A 13,431-nucleotide genomic window follows, 5' to 3' on the forward strand; every position below is an offset into this window, starting at 1 on the left:
GCAGCAGCGTGACACAGGAGAGACCCATGACCGATGGCGCCGCAGAACTCGCCAAGCGTTTCCTTGGTAGCGGTCCGGCCCCGACCGTTGACCCCGCAGCGCTGGTCAAGCGCTACCTCGAGCGGATCGCAGCTGGGAACATTGAGGAGGTGGCCGCCCTCTACGCCGAGGACGCCACTGTGGAAGACCCCGTCGGTGGAGGGAAGGTGCATATCGGTCGGCAGTCGATCGCCGAGTTCTACAGGGCCGCTGAGAATACCCAGATGGTGACCGAACTGCTCCAGATCCGCGTAGGGGGGCGCTCGGCGGCGTTTCTCTTCGCGGTCACCATCGGCGCGGGTGAGGACCGGATACGCATCGAGCCCATCGAGACGATGACTTTCAATGGTGCCGGTGAAATCGCCTCGATGAAGGCCTACTGGTCGCCCGCCGACATCACGGAGGTCTAGAACGCAACAAACGCCGATGCCCCTGGCGTATTGCCGGACCCATATTCCGCTCATTGGGCTGTCTCTCGTTCTTGAGGTGAATCATCAATAGGATCAACGCTGTCCACATGTGGAAGAAGGCTGATGACGACACAGACCCCCGTAGGCACAGAGCTGCATGAGACCGTCGACCTGCTGGTGGTCGGATCGGGCACCGGCATGGCGGCCGCGCTGGCCGCCAGCGAGCTCGGAATGTCCTCCCTCATCATCGAGAAGACACACCAAGTAGGTGGTTCGACGGCGCGGTCCGGCGGAGCGTTCTGGATTCCGGTCAACCCCATCCTCAGGCGCTCCGGCTCCCCGGACTCCCTCGAGGAAGCGCGCCGCTACCTGGCTACGGTGGTCGGCGACCAGGCGCCCGCGGATCGTTGGCAGAGCTTCCTCGAACACGGATCGGCGACCGTCGACATGCTCTCACGCACAACTTCGATGAAGTTCGAATGGGCCGAGGGATATTCGGACTATCACCCGGAGGAGCCAGGTGGCAGTGTTGCCGGCCGGACCTGTGAGTGCCGCCCCTTCAATGCGTCGGTGCTCGGTAGGCACCGCAAGGCGTTGCGCCCGGGTGTGTTGAACCCGCCGATCCCCATGCCGATCACGGGAGCGGATTATCGGTGGATCAACTTGCTGTCCAGAGTGCCACGAAAAGCGATACCGCGGATGATGAAGCGGATATTCCAGGGTATTGGTGGGTTGCTTGTCGGCCGTCGTTATCTCGCGGCAGGTCAAGCGTTGGCGGCCGGAATGTATGCCGGGGCTCTGCGCGCCGGCATCCCGGTGTGGACCGATACGACGCTGGTCAGACTCACAATGGACAACGCCCGGGTGACTGGNGCCGTGCTGACGCGGGGCGGCAGCACGGTCAAGGTTGTGGCGCGGCGCGGTGTCGTGCTGGCCGCCGGTGGATTCGACCACCGGATGGACTGGCGCTGGAAGTTCCAGTCTGAGTCGCTGGGCGAAGAACTCAGCCTTGGAGCCGAGGGAAACACCGGCGATGCGATCCAGGCTGCCCAGGAGGTGGGCGCCGATACTGCGTTGATGGACCAGGCATGGTGGTTCCCGGCGTTCGCCCCGCTGCCCGATGCCAAACCTCAGATGATGCTGTCGGAGAGGTCGCTGCCGGGCTCGCTGATCGTTGACCAGACCGGCACCCGCTTCGTGAATGAGGCGTCTGACTACATGTCGTTCGGACAACGAGTTCTGGAACGCGAACGGGCCGGAGAGCCGATCGAAGAGATGTGGCTCGTCTTCGACCAGCAGTACCGCAACAACTATCTGATGGCTGGCGAGCTCTTCCCTCGTATGCCGATCCCGCGAGCCTGGTACGACGCCGGTATCGCCCACCGCAGCGATGATTTCACGGAACTCGCCGCGAAGGCAGGCCTGCCCGTGGGCGCGTTTACGGCCACCATGATGCGTTTCAACCAGATGGCTGCGGCCGGCCATGATCCTGACTTCAACCGAGGCCAGAGTGCATACGATTGGTACTACGGCGACCCGACCATCACGCCGAACCCGAACCTGCGTCCGTTGACTCGCGGCCCGTTCTACGCAGTAAAGGCGGTGCTCAGCGACCTGGGTACTTGCGGGGGCCTGCGCGCTGACGCGCGCGCCCGGGTTCTGCGTGAAGACGGGGCAGCCATCGACGGGTTGTACGCGATCGGCAACACGGCCGCCAATGCGTTTGGGACCAGCTATCCCGGTGCGGGTGCAACGATCGGTCAGGGCTTGGTGTTCGGCTACATCGCCGCACACGATGCCGCGGAACGGCGCGGTTCTGCCTAGCAGAACTGTGTATCAATGAGCACGTCCTCCGTCGAAAGCCGGACTGCGCCCGCACGTCAGTAAGCGTATGCGCCGCAGAGTGGGCTCGAGTGCTCCCGCACGGCCGCAACGGATCTCGAATACCCGATCGCTAACATCGGCCTCCCGCCAAGCGGAACCGGGCTGGTGATCACGTAATGAGGCGCGCAAGATCATTGAAGCGCCATGGCCACAGCGTCTGTAGGTCAGGAAAGGGATGGAGACACGTATGAGCACCCAGATCGACACAGCCGCGGCCGATGTCGGGATGATCGAAAGCGGCACGGGCCCTGCACGGTTCGCCCGTGGGTGGCACTGCTTGGGGCTGGCGAAGTCGTTCCGTGACGGCAACCCCCATCAGATCGACTCGTTCGGCACGGCGTTGGTCGTCTTCGAGTCCTCTGACGGGCAGCTCAATGTACTCGATGCCTACTGCCGTCATATGGGCGGAAACTTGGCGCAGGGCACCATCAAGGGAGACGCGGTGGCGTGCCCGTTCCACGACTGGCGGTGGGGCCCGAGCGGGGCCTGCACGGGTGTCCCATACGCGCGCAGAGCGCCCAGGCTGGCCCGGACGAGATCCTGGCCGACCCTGGAGCGCAACGGGTTGCTGTTCGTATGGAACGATCCTCAGCGCCGACCACCCCCGGATGACGTCACGATTCCGGTCCTCGACGGGTACGGGACAGGCGAGTGGACCGACTGGAGTTGGAACTCGCTGCTGGTCGAGGGCAGCAACTGCCGCGAGGTGATCGACAACGTCGTCGACATGGCGCACTTCTACTATGTGCATCTGGTGAAGCCGACGTTCTTCAAGAACGTCTTCGAGAACCACATTGCTTCGCAATACATGTCGGCGACGGGACGCCCGGACATCGAGCTGGACTCCAACTACGGCCAGCAGGGTCTGCTGATGGACTCCTGGGCGACGTACTACGGCCCGTCTTTCATGGTCAACGGGCAGACGCTCACCTCGGGGGGAATCTCTTCAGAGGGTCTGCTCATCAACTGCCACTATCCGGTGACTGCGAACTCCTTCGTCCTGCAATGGGGCGCCATCGTGAAGAAGTTGCCGGGAATGTCGGATGCCGAGGGAGAACAGCTGGCCACCACCTTCTCGGACAGCCTCGGCGACGCCTTCATGCAGGACGTCGAGATCTGGCAATCCAAGACCCGTGTCGACAACCCGCTGCTGTGCGACGAGGACGGCCCGGTGTACCAGTTGCGCCGGTGGTACGACCAGTTCTACGTCGACGTCGAAGACATCAGCCCCGACATGGTCAACCGATTCGAGTTCGAGGTGGACACGACTGAGGCACAGGCTAAGTGGGATGACGAGATGGCCCTAAGCGTCGCTGCCCGTGCGAACCAGATGGCCCCAGCCAACCAGACCTAGGACGGCAGAACAGGAGTTGCACCATGACCACCCCAGTGCTTGAGAAGTTGTTGTGCGCGGCGGACCAAATTCGACTCGATGCTCTCGAGGAGGAGCAGCTCTGCCGGCTGACCACCGCGACGGCCACGGCCCTTCGCGATGCCGGCATGATCAAGATGCTCCAGCCGAAGCGATACGGCGGCCACGAGGCGACGCCCCGTGAATTCGCGGAGACCATCATGGGTTTGGCGGCAATCGATCCGGCAGCAGGATGGGTCAGCGGGGTCGTGGGCGTACATCCATGGCAGCTGGGATTCGCTGATCCGCTGGTCCAGCAGGAGATATGGGGTGACGACGACGACACTTGGATCGCTTCCCCCTACGCACCCCAGGGCATTGCAGTACCCGAGGATGGCGGATATCGGTTGAACGGTCGGTGGCAGTTCTCTTCCGGCACCGACTACTGCCGGTGGGTCATTCTCGGCGCCATGCTCGGTGGAGCCGACGGGAAGGTTCAGCAGCCGCCGGTGATGCTCCACGTCATTCTGCCCCGCACTGACTACGAGATCGTGTCTGACTCCTGGGATGTATTGGGACTGCGGGGCACCGGATCGAAAGACATCATCGTCCGAGATTCCTACATCCCCGGCTACCGCGTGATGAACGGTGACCATGTGCTCGGCGGGCAGGCGCAGGCGGACGCGGGCTGTCAGGAGACCTTGTACCGCTTGCCGTGGTCGCATGTCTTCCCTCTGGGGATCAGTTCAGCGGTCATCGGCGCTGCAGAGGGTGCACTCGCCGCACATCTGAGTTATCAGCGCTCACGGGCGGACGCGATGGGCGCGGCAGTGCGTGAAGATCCGACGCTGCTCTATGCCATCGGCGAGGCGTCCGCAGAGATCGACGGAGCACGCCAGGAGTTGCTGGGTAACGCCGATCGGATGTGGGATGTGGTGGACTCCGGCAAAACACCGACTTTCGAGCAGCGCGCGATGGGACGTCGCACCCAGGTGCGGGCGGTGTGGCGCGCTGTCGGCGCCGTCGATGCTTTGTTTGCGCGTTCGGGCGGCAACGCCATCCGCAACGGCAATACGTTGCAACGGTACTGGCGGGATGTGCATGCCGGACTCAATCACGTGATCCACGTGCCCGGCAACGTCTACCAGACTGCGTCGATGGCGATGCTCGGCATGGAGCCGTCGCCGAAGATGAAGTTCATGATCTGAGCCCAAACCGGCGACACGGTCATCCGCAAACCACATCGATAGGAACTCCCAGCATGCTCCATGACGGCCCCCTACTCAGTTCTCTTGGCTACATGCGAATTCAGGCAACGGATCTCGCGCGCTGGCGCACCTTCGCCTTCGATGTGCTCGGGTTCGCCGAGGGCAATGGACCCGACCCGGCGGCGCTCTACCTGCGGATGGACGAGCACTGTGCGCGCTTGGTCGCTGTCGCCGGTGATGTCGACCGGGTGCTAGCGGTGGGATGGCAGGTAGCCGACGGTGAGGCGCTTCGGAACGTGGTTGCCGCAGTGGAGAAGAGTGGAATCGAGGTCCGGTCCCACTCCACCGGTGAGGCCGATGAACGCCGGGTCGAGGAGTTGGTCTCGTTTGAGGACCCATCAGGGGTGACCCTGGAAGTGTTCCATGGTCCGCGGCTCGACCACTCCCCGGTGGTTCCGCCCTTCGGAGCGCGTTTTGTGACCGGGCCAGCGGGGCTGGGCCACGTGGTGCTGCCGGTGGACGACATCGACACCAGCTTCGACTTCTATACCCAAGTCCTGGGCTTCTTGCCCCGGGGTGCGTTCCGACTGCCGCTGCCGTTGGGGGTTCCACCCCAGCGCGTCCGATTCCTGGGTATCAACGAGCGCCATCACAGCCTGGCGTTGTGCCCGACACCAGGTTTCGGTTCGCCGGGCCTGGTTCACGTGATGGTCGAAGTAGATACCCTCGATGCAGTCGGTCAGGCGCTGGATCGGGTTGTGCAGCAGGGGTTCTCTGTCTCGTCGACGCTGGGCAGGCACACCAACGACAAGATGGTGTCGTTCTATGTGCGTGCGCCAGGTGGTTGGGATATCGAGTTCGGCACGGACGGATGGCAGGTCGACCGTGGCTACCACTGTGCTGAGGAGATCTCGGCGGACAGCTACTGGGGCCACGACTGGTCGGGCAGCGAGCCGTTGGCCGCGTTGCGTCCGGCGACTCAATGAGGATGGCCGGCGGCGCGGCCCGGCACACCAACATTCGCCCCACCGAACCCCACGGGGTTGCAGCCCACAGAATCCAAACGCCTTCAACGGCGAAGTAGAGAAGTAGAGGAAACGACATGACGGGTCGGCTTCAAGGCAAGGTCGCTTTGATCTCGGGAGCGGCTCGTGGGCAGGGACGCGCCCATGCTGTGCGTTTCGCCCAGGAGGGTGCCGACATCATCGCCTTCGACATCTGCGATCAGTTGGCTACCGCCCCCTACCCGATGGCCTCGCTGGACGATCTCAAGGAAACCCAGCGCCTCGTCGAGGCGTTGGGGCGGGGGATCGTCACCGCTGAGGCCGACGTGCGCGACGGCGCGGCTGTCAGGTCACTGGTTGCGGCGGGGGTCAGAGAGTTTGGGCGACTCGACATCGTCAGTGCCAACGCCGGTTTCATGAGCTGTGTGTCCAACACCTGGTCGATCACCGAGGAACAGTGGACTGAGTTGATCGGGGTCAACCTCACCGGTGTGTGGAAGACCGTGTCGGCCGCCATCCCGGCGATGATCGAAGCCGGCAACGGGGGATCCATCGTCATCACCAGCTCGGCGGCCGGCACCAAGGGCATGGCCAACCTCGCGCACTACGTCACCTCAAAGCACGGCCTCGTCGGGTTGATGCGCACGCTGGCCAACGAGCTCGCCCCACACGCCATTCGGGTCAACACCGTCCATCCGTCGGGGGTGCGCACCAAGATGCTCGACAATGACCACCTCCACGACTTCATGGCCGCGCACCCCGAGTGGGTGGCCAACCTCGTCAACCCGTTGCCGGTGGATCTGTTGGAGCCAGAGGACGTCAGCAATGCGCTCGTGTGGCTGGCATCTGAGGAGGGCCGCTACGTCACCGGTGTGGCGTTGCCCGTTGACGCCGGCTTCACAGTCAAATAGTGAAAGGACACCCATGACCGCGAGCCCTGAGCTGGCAACGTTGGCCGGATATGAGAGATTCGCGCCGTGGCTTCTGGTGGACAAGGTCGGCTCCGTCCACGTGGTCCGTATCAACAGGCCAGAACAGTTCAATGCCGTCAATGAAGAACTCCACCAAGCGTTTGCCCATGTCTGGGCACAGCTCGCTGCCGACCGGGACGTGTTCTGCGTGGTTGTCACCGGTAATGGGAAGGCTTTTTCGGCGGGCGGCGACATGCAGATGTTCAGTCGGATGATCGACAACACGGCCATGCGCCGAGCCATGTTCGCAGAGGCACGTTCGTTGTTCCTCGCAGTGATGAACTTTCCCAAACCTCTGGTTTCGGCTGTCAACGGTCCGGCGGTTGGTCTCGGTTGTTCCCTCGCGCTGCTCAGCGACCTCTTGGTGATGGGCGAGCGCAGTTATCTGGCAGATCCCCATGTTCCGGTGGGACTGACTGCCGGCGACGGCGGTGCCGCGATGCTCCCGCTGCTGGTGGGAATGATGAAGGCCAAGGAGTATGTGCTGCTGGGCGATCGCATCACGGCCGCAATCGCGGACAAGCTCAATCTCGTCACCAGGGTAGTCCCGGACGACCGTGTGCTCGACGAAGCGCTGGGACTTGGCGAACGTCTTGCCCGCCTCCCCGCTCAGGCAGTGCAGACATCAAAGGTGGCGATGAACCTGCATCTGAGCCGTGCCGCCCTGGGGGTACTCGAATACGCGCTCGCCGAGGAATATACGTCCTTTGGGACACCCGAGTTCAACGACAACGTGGTGGCTTTCCGATCGCGGCCAACGGGCTCAAACCAGTAGCGAGCTAGGCGATTACGCGAACTCTATAGGTGTCCCGCTGACCGGTAATCGACTAGGCGGCGATCATTCGCGGCATCTACTGTCGAACGTGACGGACAACACACAAGATGGGCTCGAGCGAAGGCGGGCTGCTTGCAAAGAGTTCGTCCTCTCGGCGCCGGCGCACGTGGCCGCACTTCGAGTGTCTTCCTGAACAAGGAGTGTCATGATCCTGCCAACCACGACCGCAAGAGTCCTGCGGCTGCGGGGTGCTTGCGTTCGGAGCCCCCGTGGTCTGGGGCCGCACGCTTGTCGAGTGCGCTGTGCCGCAACGTCGTACATGAATCGGATCGGCTCTGAATCGGGGGCAAGGTCTATGCTCTTGCCGGGCCTGCTCGGAGAACTGGGATGAGCAACGGACGCGCCGACTTCGCCAAGCCTCTGCGCGGTTTGGGTGACTTCTACGCGACGGCTTTGGACACGTTGATCCTGATCCCACAGCGACCGTTCGCCTGGCGTGAGTTCCTGCTTCAGAGCTGGTTCATCGCTCGGGTGTCCATCGTGCCTGCACTGCTGCTCGCTGTGCCCTTTACAGTGCTGGCGGCCTTCACTCTCAACATCCTTTTGTTCGATTTTGGCGCCGCGGACTTCGCCGGTACCGGCGCGGGGATCTCGCTGGCGCAGCTCGGGCCGATCGTCACGGTGCTTGTGGTCGCAGGGGCGGCGGCGACCGCGATCTGCGCTGATCTGGGGGCTCGGACCATCCGTGAGGAACTTGATGCTCTGCGGGTACTGGGTATCAACCCACTTCAGTCCCTGGTGGTACCAAGGGTTCTCGCCGGCGGCGTAGTGGCAATCCTGTTGTCGGCGATCGTGTCGCTGGCTACCCTGATCGGCTCCTTCTTCTTCTCGGTGTTCGTCCAGCACGTGACACCCGGCGCTTTCGTCGCAGGCCTGACATTGCTGACGGGGCCAGAAGACGTTGTCGTCTCGCTGGTGAAGGCCGGGTTGTTCGGTCTGGCGGCAGCAATGATCGGCTGCTACAAGGGCATTTCGGTCGGCGGAGGACCTGCCGGGGTCGGTAATGCGGTGAACGAGACGGTGGTGTATTCGTTTGTCGCGCTCTACGTCATCAACCTCGTGATCACGGCCGTCCAGTACGGAGGACCACAATGATTGCGAGCGCTCCCAGCCGACTGCCAGCGCTGCGGCGGCGCTACGACCGCTGGGCAGCGGGCTGGGTGCGCATCGGACGCCAGACCCAATTCTACGGTCACACCATTAGATCCACGGCCGACGCCTCATTGCACTACAGCACGGAGATCGTGCGGTTGATCGCCCAGATGAGCCTGGGAACCGGGGCGTTGGCGCTCATCGGAGGGACCATCGTCGTGGTGGGCTTTCTCACGCTGTCCGCGGGTGCGTTGATCGCCGTCCAGGGATACAACCAGCTTGCGGGTATCGGCGTCGAGGCGTTGACGGGCTTCATCTCGGCCTATGTCAACGTGCGGATCATCGCCCCGGTGACGGCGGGGATCGCGCTGGCCGCCACCATCGGCGCCGGTGCGACCGCGCAGATCGGAGCGATGCGCATTTCGGAGGAGATCGACGCACTGGAGGTGATGGGTATCCGATCGGTCGCCTACCTGGCCTCCACTCGGGTCATCACCGGCGTGATCGTGGTGATCCCGCTGTACTGCATTGCCGTGCTGATGTCGTTTCTGGCCGCGCGGGTCGGTACGACATTCGTCTACGGACAGTCAAGCGGCGTCTACGACCACTACTTCAACACCTTCCTCATCCCCACCGATCTGCTGTGGTCGTTCGTTCAGGCGATCACGATGGCGATAGTCATCATGCTGGTCCATACCTACTACGGGTACACGGCGTCCGGGGGACCTGCCGGTGTCGGTGAAGCTGTGGGACGGGCAGTTCGAGCATCTCTGGTGTCCGCCGTGACGGTGAGCCTTCTGGTTTCGTTGGCGGTGTACGGCCAGTCCGGCAACTTCCATCTGGCGTCGTAGCTGATGGAACCGCGACCCGGACAGCGCAGTCTGCACCCAGGCTGGTGGACACTGATACTTCTCGCCGTGATCGTCCTGCTGGTCGGGTTGACGGGCGCCCTGTACAGCGGGTCGTTCACGTCCTACGTGCCTGTGACGCTGTCGTCCGACCGCGCAGGTCTGGTGATGGAATCCGGTGGCAAGGTGATGATGAACGGAGTCCAGGTCGGACGCGTTGCGGCCGTCGCCGGGGCCCGGGATCCGGTCAGCTTGACACTTGAGATATCACCCGCCGAACTGGACAACATTCCGGCGAACGTCGGTGCGCAGATCCGCGCGACCACAGCGTTCGGTGCAAAGTTCGTCGACCTGATCTACCCCGCGGATCCCAGTCCGCAGCGACTCGCCGCTGGCGCGGTCCTGCGCTCACGCAACGTCACCACCGAGGTGAACACTGTCTTCGAGAACCTGGTGGGTCTGCTCGACCAGATCGATCCCGCGAAGCTCAATGCGGTGCTCACCGCCTTGTCCGATGGCTTCCGGGGGCAGGGTGAACGCATCGGTGAGTCCATCACCGACGCCAACCAGGTCCTGCTGGCGATCAATCCGCGCAGCGACGCGATGGGTGAGAACTGGCGTGCCTTTGAGGAAGTCAGCGACATCTACGGCCGATCGGCCGACGACATCCTTGCGGTACTCGACGCCGCAAGCACCACCAGCACGACGATCACGCAGCACAGTGCAGCCCTGGATCAGCTGCTCCTGCAGACGATCGGGTTCGCCGAAGCAGGCACAAACCTTCTCGCCGTGAACCAGAAGAACCTCGTAGACACCATCACCACGGCTGCACCCACCACCGCGCTACTGCTGAAGTACGACCCGACGTACACGTGCATGCTCCTGGGCGCGCAGTGGTGGCTGGACAACGGCGCCCGTGCCGCGATCGGTGGCAACGGACGTACATATGTCGCAGATGCCGCGGTCCTGCTGGGTGATGACAAGTACGACTACCCGAGACACCTGCCGATCGTCGCGGCGAAGGGCGGCCCGGGCGGCAAACCGAGCTGCGGTTCACTCCCCGATGCGACCAAGGCGTTCCCGGTGCGCCAGCTGGTGACCAACACCGGGTGGGGCACCGGGGTGGACATCCGGCCCAACCCCGGCATCGGGCACCCGTGTTACGCCAACTACCTGCCGGTGACACGAGCGGTACCGGAGCCGCCGAGCATCCGGCAGTGCATTCCGGGTCCGGCGCCGGGCCCCATCCCATATCCGGCCGCGCCGCCCTACGGAGCGCAACTCTACGGCCCTGGAGGGCAACCACTCTGGCCCGGACTCCCACCTGCCCCCGGATTGCCTGCGGCGCCCGCCGAAGGGAACCCATATTCGCCAGGCGGCAGCCCCGCGGCGGCACCATGACAACCCGACAGAGCAGGACCGACGAGGTGAGAACACGATGACACAGAGTCTTCGGGGTGCGGTCTGGCGCCTGATGATCTTCGTACTGGTCTGTTCGACGGGGATCATGGGGCTGTTCGCCATCTTCGCGCAACTCCGTTTCCAGGAGGACCGCCTCTATCGCGCTGAGTTCGCCAACATCAGTGGGCTGGCCACCGGGAACTTCGTGCGCGTCGCCGGGGTCGAGGTCGGCAAGGTGAAGGCCATCTCGCTGGCGCGCGATGCGACGGTGACCGTCGAATTCTCGGCCGATCCCTCGGTGGTCCTGACGGAAGGCACCCGGGCGGAGATCCGTTACGACAACCTCATCGGTGGCCGCTACCTGGCGCTCGAAGAGGGGGCCGGTGAGGCAAGGGTACTGCGACCCGGCGCCACGATACCGTTGGCGCGCACCGCCCCTGCCCTCGATCTCGATGCTCTCACCGGTGGGTTCCGCCCGCTGTTCCGGGCGCTGGACCCCGATCAGGTCAACGAGCTGACGCAGCAGTTGATCTCGGTATTCCAGGGCGAAGGAGCCACCATCGGTTCACTTTTGGCGCAGACTGCCGCGGTGACGGGCACCCTCGCCGACCGCGACCAGCTGATCGGGCAGGTGGTGACGAACCTCAACACCGTGCTGGCCTCGCTCGGGGAGCACAGCGGCCAGTTGGACACCACGGTGACTGCATTGTCAGAGCTGGTGGAGGAGTTGGCCGACCGAAAGACCGACATCAGTACCGGTTTGGCATATGCCGACGCAGCTGCCGGCAGCACCGCCGAGCTGCTTTCCAATGCGCGACCAACGGTCAAGGACATCGTTGCCCAGACCGACCGGGTGGCAGACACCGTCATCTCTGACCGCGAGTACTTCGACAAGCTGCTCGAGACCTTGCCGGACAAGTACCGGCTGCTCGGGCGCCAGGGACTCTACGGCGATTACTTCAGCTTTTATCTCTGCGACATTGTTCTCAAGCTCAACGGAAAAGGTGGCCAGCCGGTGTACGTCAAGGTTGCCGGCCAAGACACCGGGCGGTGTGCGCCCAAATGAGACCGTTCGTGGAGCGCAACAAGATCGTCGTCGGTGCCACCGGGGTCGCGCTGACCATCTCAGCAGTGCTGGGGGTCCTCAATTCTCATCGAATCCCGTTCATCGGGTCGGGAACCGCGCACTCGGCCTACTTCGCCGAAGCGGGTGGTCTCACCTCCGGTGCGGCCGTCCAGGTCTCGGGCTATCAGGTGGGCAGCGTCACGGGCGTCGACCTCGACGGAGACCGCGTCCGAGTGGACTTCGAAGTCAAGGGCGATGTTCATCTGGGTGAGTGGACAGAAGCGGTGATCCGGACCAAGAGCCTGCTGGGCGCAAAGGTGCTGGACGTGCTGCCGCGCGGGGACGGCGACCTCTCGGGTCCGATTCCGTTGGACAACACGACCTCACCCTACGAACTCGGCGACGTGCTCGGCGATCTCGCAACGACGATCCAGCAGACGAACACCGATCAGCTGTCGACGTCGCTGGCGACGCTGGCGGAGACCTTCGCCGACACGCCACCCGAGCTGCAGGTCGCCATCACGAGTCTTTCGCGGTTCTCCCAGACGCTCAACGCTCGCGACCAGCAACTCCGAAATCTGCTTGCCAACGCCAACAAGGCCACGGGCGTACTGGCGCGGCGCAGCGACCAGGTAGTCGGGCTGATCGCCGATTCCAACGCGCTCCTGGGGCAGTTGCGCACCGAAAGTATCGCGTTGGACGAGATCGCGGGCCAGATCAAAGGTTTGGCAGGACAGTTGTCGGGATTCATTGACGAGAACCGTGACCAGTTGCACCCCGCGCTGGACAAGCTCAACACGGTGCTGACCATCGTCGCCAACCGGAAGGAGCGTGTTCAGGAATCGATACACCGGCTCAACGGTTTTGCGATGTCGCTGGGTGAATCGGTGTCGTCAGGACCGTTCTTCAACGCTTATGTGGCAAACCTGCTCCCGGGTCAGTTCCTACAACCGTTCATCGACGCGGCGTTCTCGGATCTGGGCCTGGACCCGAACGTCAAGCTTCCCTCGGAGTTGACCGACCCGCCTGTCGGCCAGCCCGGTACTCCGGCACTGCCCGTACCGTTCCCCCGCACGGGGCAGGGGGGCGAACCTCGGATGACGTTGCCTGATGCGATCACCGGCAAGCCTGGGGATCCGCGCTATCCCTACCGGGAGCCCCCGCCCGCGCCACCGCCGGGTGGGCCGCCGCCCGGCCCTCCGGCAGTCACGACGTCTCCTGGCGGCGCGCCCGCCGAACCGACGCCGTCACCTGTCCGTAACCCGGCACCCGAGGTGCCGCCGACGAACGAGGCCGCACAGTGATAAGCAAGGGGCGCATTC

Annotated in this window: 12 protein-coding genes; all 12 read left to right on the top strand. The window is 63.8% G+C overall.

Annotation, left to right across the window (positions count from 1 at the left end):
* Nucleotides 1-26 precede the first annotated feature (26 nt).
* Nucleotides 27-449, top strand: a complete 423-nt coding sequence (locus BEMPMBAN_RS02905; protein ID WP_159228885.1) for a nuclear transport factor 2 family protein — start codon at nucleotides 27-29, stop codon at nucleotides 447-449.
* A 123-nt stretch (nucleotides 450-572) separates the two neighbouring features.
* Nucleotides 573-2,273 (top strand): 3-ketosteroid-delta-1-dehydrogenase, encoded by a 1,701-nt coding sequence (locus BEMPMBAN_RS02910; RefSeq protein WP_159228886.1) that lies wholly within the window; start codon nucleotides 573-575, stop codon nucleotides 2,271-2,273.
* Nucleotides 2,274-2,520: 247 nt separating this feature from the next.
* Nucleotides 2,521-3,687, top strand: a complete 1,167-nt coding sequence (locus BEMPMBAN_RS02915; RefSeq protein WP_159228887.1) for a 3-ketosteroid-9-alpha-monooxygenase, oxygenase component — start codon at nucleotides 2,521-2,523, stop codon at nucleotides 3,685-3,687.
* Between the two features lie 23 nt (nucleotides 3,688-3,710).
* Nucleotides 3,711-4,892: an acyl-CoA dehydrogenase family protein gene (locus BEMPMBAN_RS02920; protein ID WP_159228888.1), complete on the top strand. Its 1,182-nt coding sequence runs from the start codon at nucleotides 3,711-3,713 to the stop codon at nucleotides 4,890-4,892.
* A 53-nt stretch (nucleotides 4,893-4,945) separates the two neighbouring features.
* Nucleotides 4,946-5,878: a VOC family protein gene (locus BEMPMBAN_RS02925; protein ID WP_159228889.1), complete on the top strand. Its 933-nt coding sequence runs from the start codon at nucleotides 4,946-4,948 to the stop codon at nucleotides 5,876-5,878.
* A gap of 116 nt (nucleotides 5,879-5,994) precedes the next feature.
* Nucleotides 5,995-6,807 carry a mycofactocin-coupled SDR family oxidoreductase gene (locus tag BEMPMBAN_RS02930; RefSeq protein ID WP_159228890.1) on the top strand — a complete coding sequence of 271 codons (813 nt, stop codon included), beginning with the start codon at nucleotides 5,995-5,997 and terminating at the stop codon, nucleotides 6,805-6,807.
* A 13-nt stretch (nucleotides 6,808-6,820) separates the two neighbouring features.
* Nucleotides 6,821-7,642, top strand: coding sequence for an enoyl-CoA hydratase/isomerase family protein (locus BEMPMBAN_RS02935; protein ID WP_159228891.1), 822 nt, complete (start codon nucleotides 6,821-6,823; stop codon nucleotides 7,640-7,642).
* Between the two features lie 387 nt (nucleotides 7,643-8,029).
* Nucleotides 8,030-8,797: an MlaE family ABC transporter permease gene (locus BEMPMBAN_RS02940; protein WP_159228892.1), complete on the top strand. Its 768-nt coding sequence runs from the start codon at nucleotides 8,030-8,032 to the stop codon at nucleotides 8,795-8,797.
* Entirely contained in the window at nucleotides 8,794-9,645 is an 852-nt protein-coding gene (locus BEMPMBAN_RS02945) for an ABC transporter permease (RefSeq protein ID WP_159228893.1), read from the top strand. The genes BEMPMBAN_RS02940 and BEMPMBAN_RS02945 overlap by 4 nt, the downstream gene beginning before the upstream one ends.
* 3 nt (nucleotides 9,646-9,648) lie before the next feature.
* Entirely contained in the window at nucleotides 9,649-11,043 is a 1,395-nt protein-coding gene (locus BEMPMBAN_RS02950; RefSeq protein ID WP_159228894.1) for an MCE family protein, read from the top strand.
* 37 nt (nucleotides 11,044-11,080) lie between these two features.
* Nucleotides 11,081-12,109, top strand: coding sequence for an MCE family protein (locus BEMPMBAN_RS02955; protein ID WP_159228895.1), 1,029 nt, complete (start codon nucleotides 11,081-11,083; stop codon nucleotides 12,107-12,109).
* Nucleotides 12,106-13,413 carry an MCE family protein gene (locus BEMPMBAN_RS02960; RefSeq protein WP_159228896.1) on the top strand — a complete coding sequence of 436 codons (1,308 nt, stop codon included), beginning with the start codon at nucleotides 12,106-12,108 and terminating at the stop codon, nucleotides 13,411-13,413. Before BEMPMBAN_RS02955 ends, BEMPMBAN_RS02960 begins: the two co-directional genes overlap by 4 nt.
* Nucleotides 13,414-13,431: the final 18 nt, after the last annotated feature.

The organism is Mycolicibacterium austroafricanum, assembly GCF_902705885.1.
GTDB lineage: Bacteria > Actinomycetota > Actinomycetes > Mycobacteriales > Mycobacteriaceae > Mycobacterium > Mycobacterium vanbaalenii_A.

Coding starts and splice junctions, on each gene's coding strand:
- BEMPMBAN_RS02905 (WP_159228885.1), top strand. CDS start 27: ATGACCGATGGCGCCGCAGAACTCGCCAAGCGTTTCCTTGGTAGCGGT.
- BEMPMBAN_RS02915 (WP_159228887.1), top strand. CDS start 2,521: ATGAGCACCCAGATCGACACAGCCGCGGCCGATGTCGGGATGATCGAA.
- BEMPMBAN_RS02920 (WP_159228888.1), top strand. CDS start 3,711: ATGACCACCCCAGTGCTTGAGAAGTTGTTGTGCGCGGCGGACCAAATT.
- BEMPMBAN_RS02925 (WP_159228889.1), top strand. CDS start 4,946: ATGCTCCATGACGGCCCCCTACTCAGTTCTCTTGGCTACATGCGAATT.
- BEMPMBAN_RS02930 (WP_159228890.1), top strand. CDS start 5,995: ATGACGGGTCGGCTTCAAGGCAAGGTCGCTTTGATCTCGGGAGCGGCT.
- BEMPMBAN_RS02935 (WP_159228891.1), top strand. CDS start 6,821: ATGACCGCGAGCCCTGAGCTGGCAACGTTGGCCGGATATGAGAGATTC.
- BEMPMBAN_RS02940 (WP_159228892.1), top strand. CDS start 8,030: ATGAGCAACGGACGCGCCGACTTCGCCAAGCCTCTGCGCGGTTTGGGT.
- BEMPMBAN_RS02945 (WP_159228893.1), top strand. CDS start 8,794: ATGATTGCGAGCGCTCCCAGCCGACTGCCAGCGCTGCGGCGGCGCTAC.
- BEMPMBAN_RS02950 (WP_159228894.1), top strand. CDS start 9,649: ATGGAACCGCGACCCGGACAGCGCAGTCTGCACCCAGGCTGGTGGACA.
- BEMPMBAN_RS02955 (WP_159228895.1), top strand. CDS start 11,081: ATGACACAGAGTCTTCGGGGTGCGGTCTGGCGCCTGATGATCTTCGTA.
- BEMPMBAN_RS02960 (WP_159228896.1), top strand. CDS start 12,106: ATGAGACCGTTCGTGGAGCGCAACAAGATCGTCGTCGGTGCCACCGGG.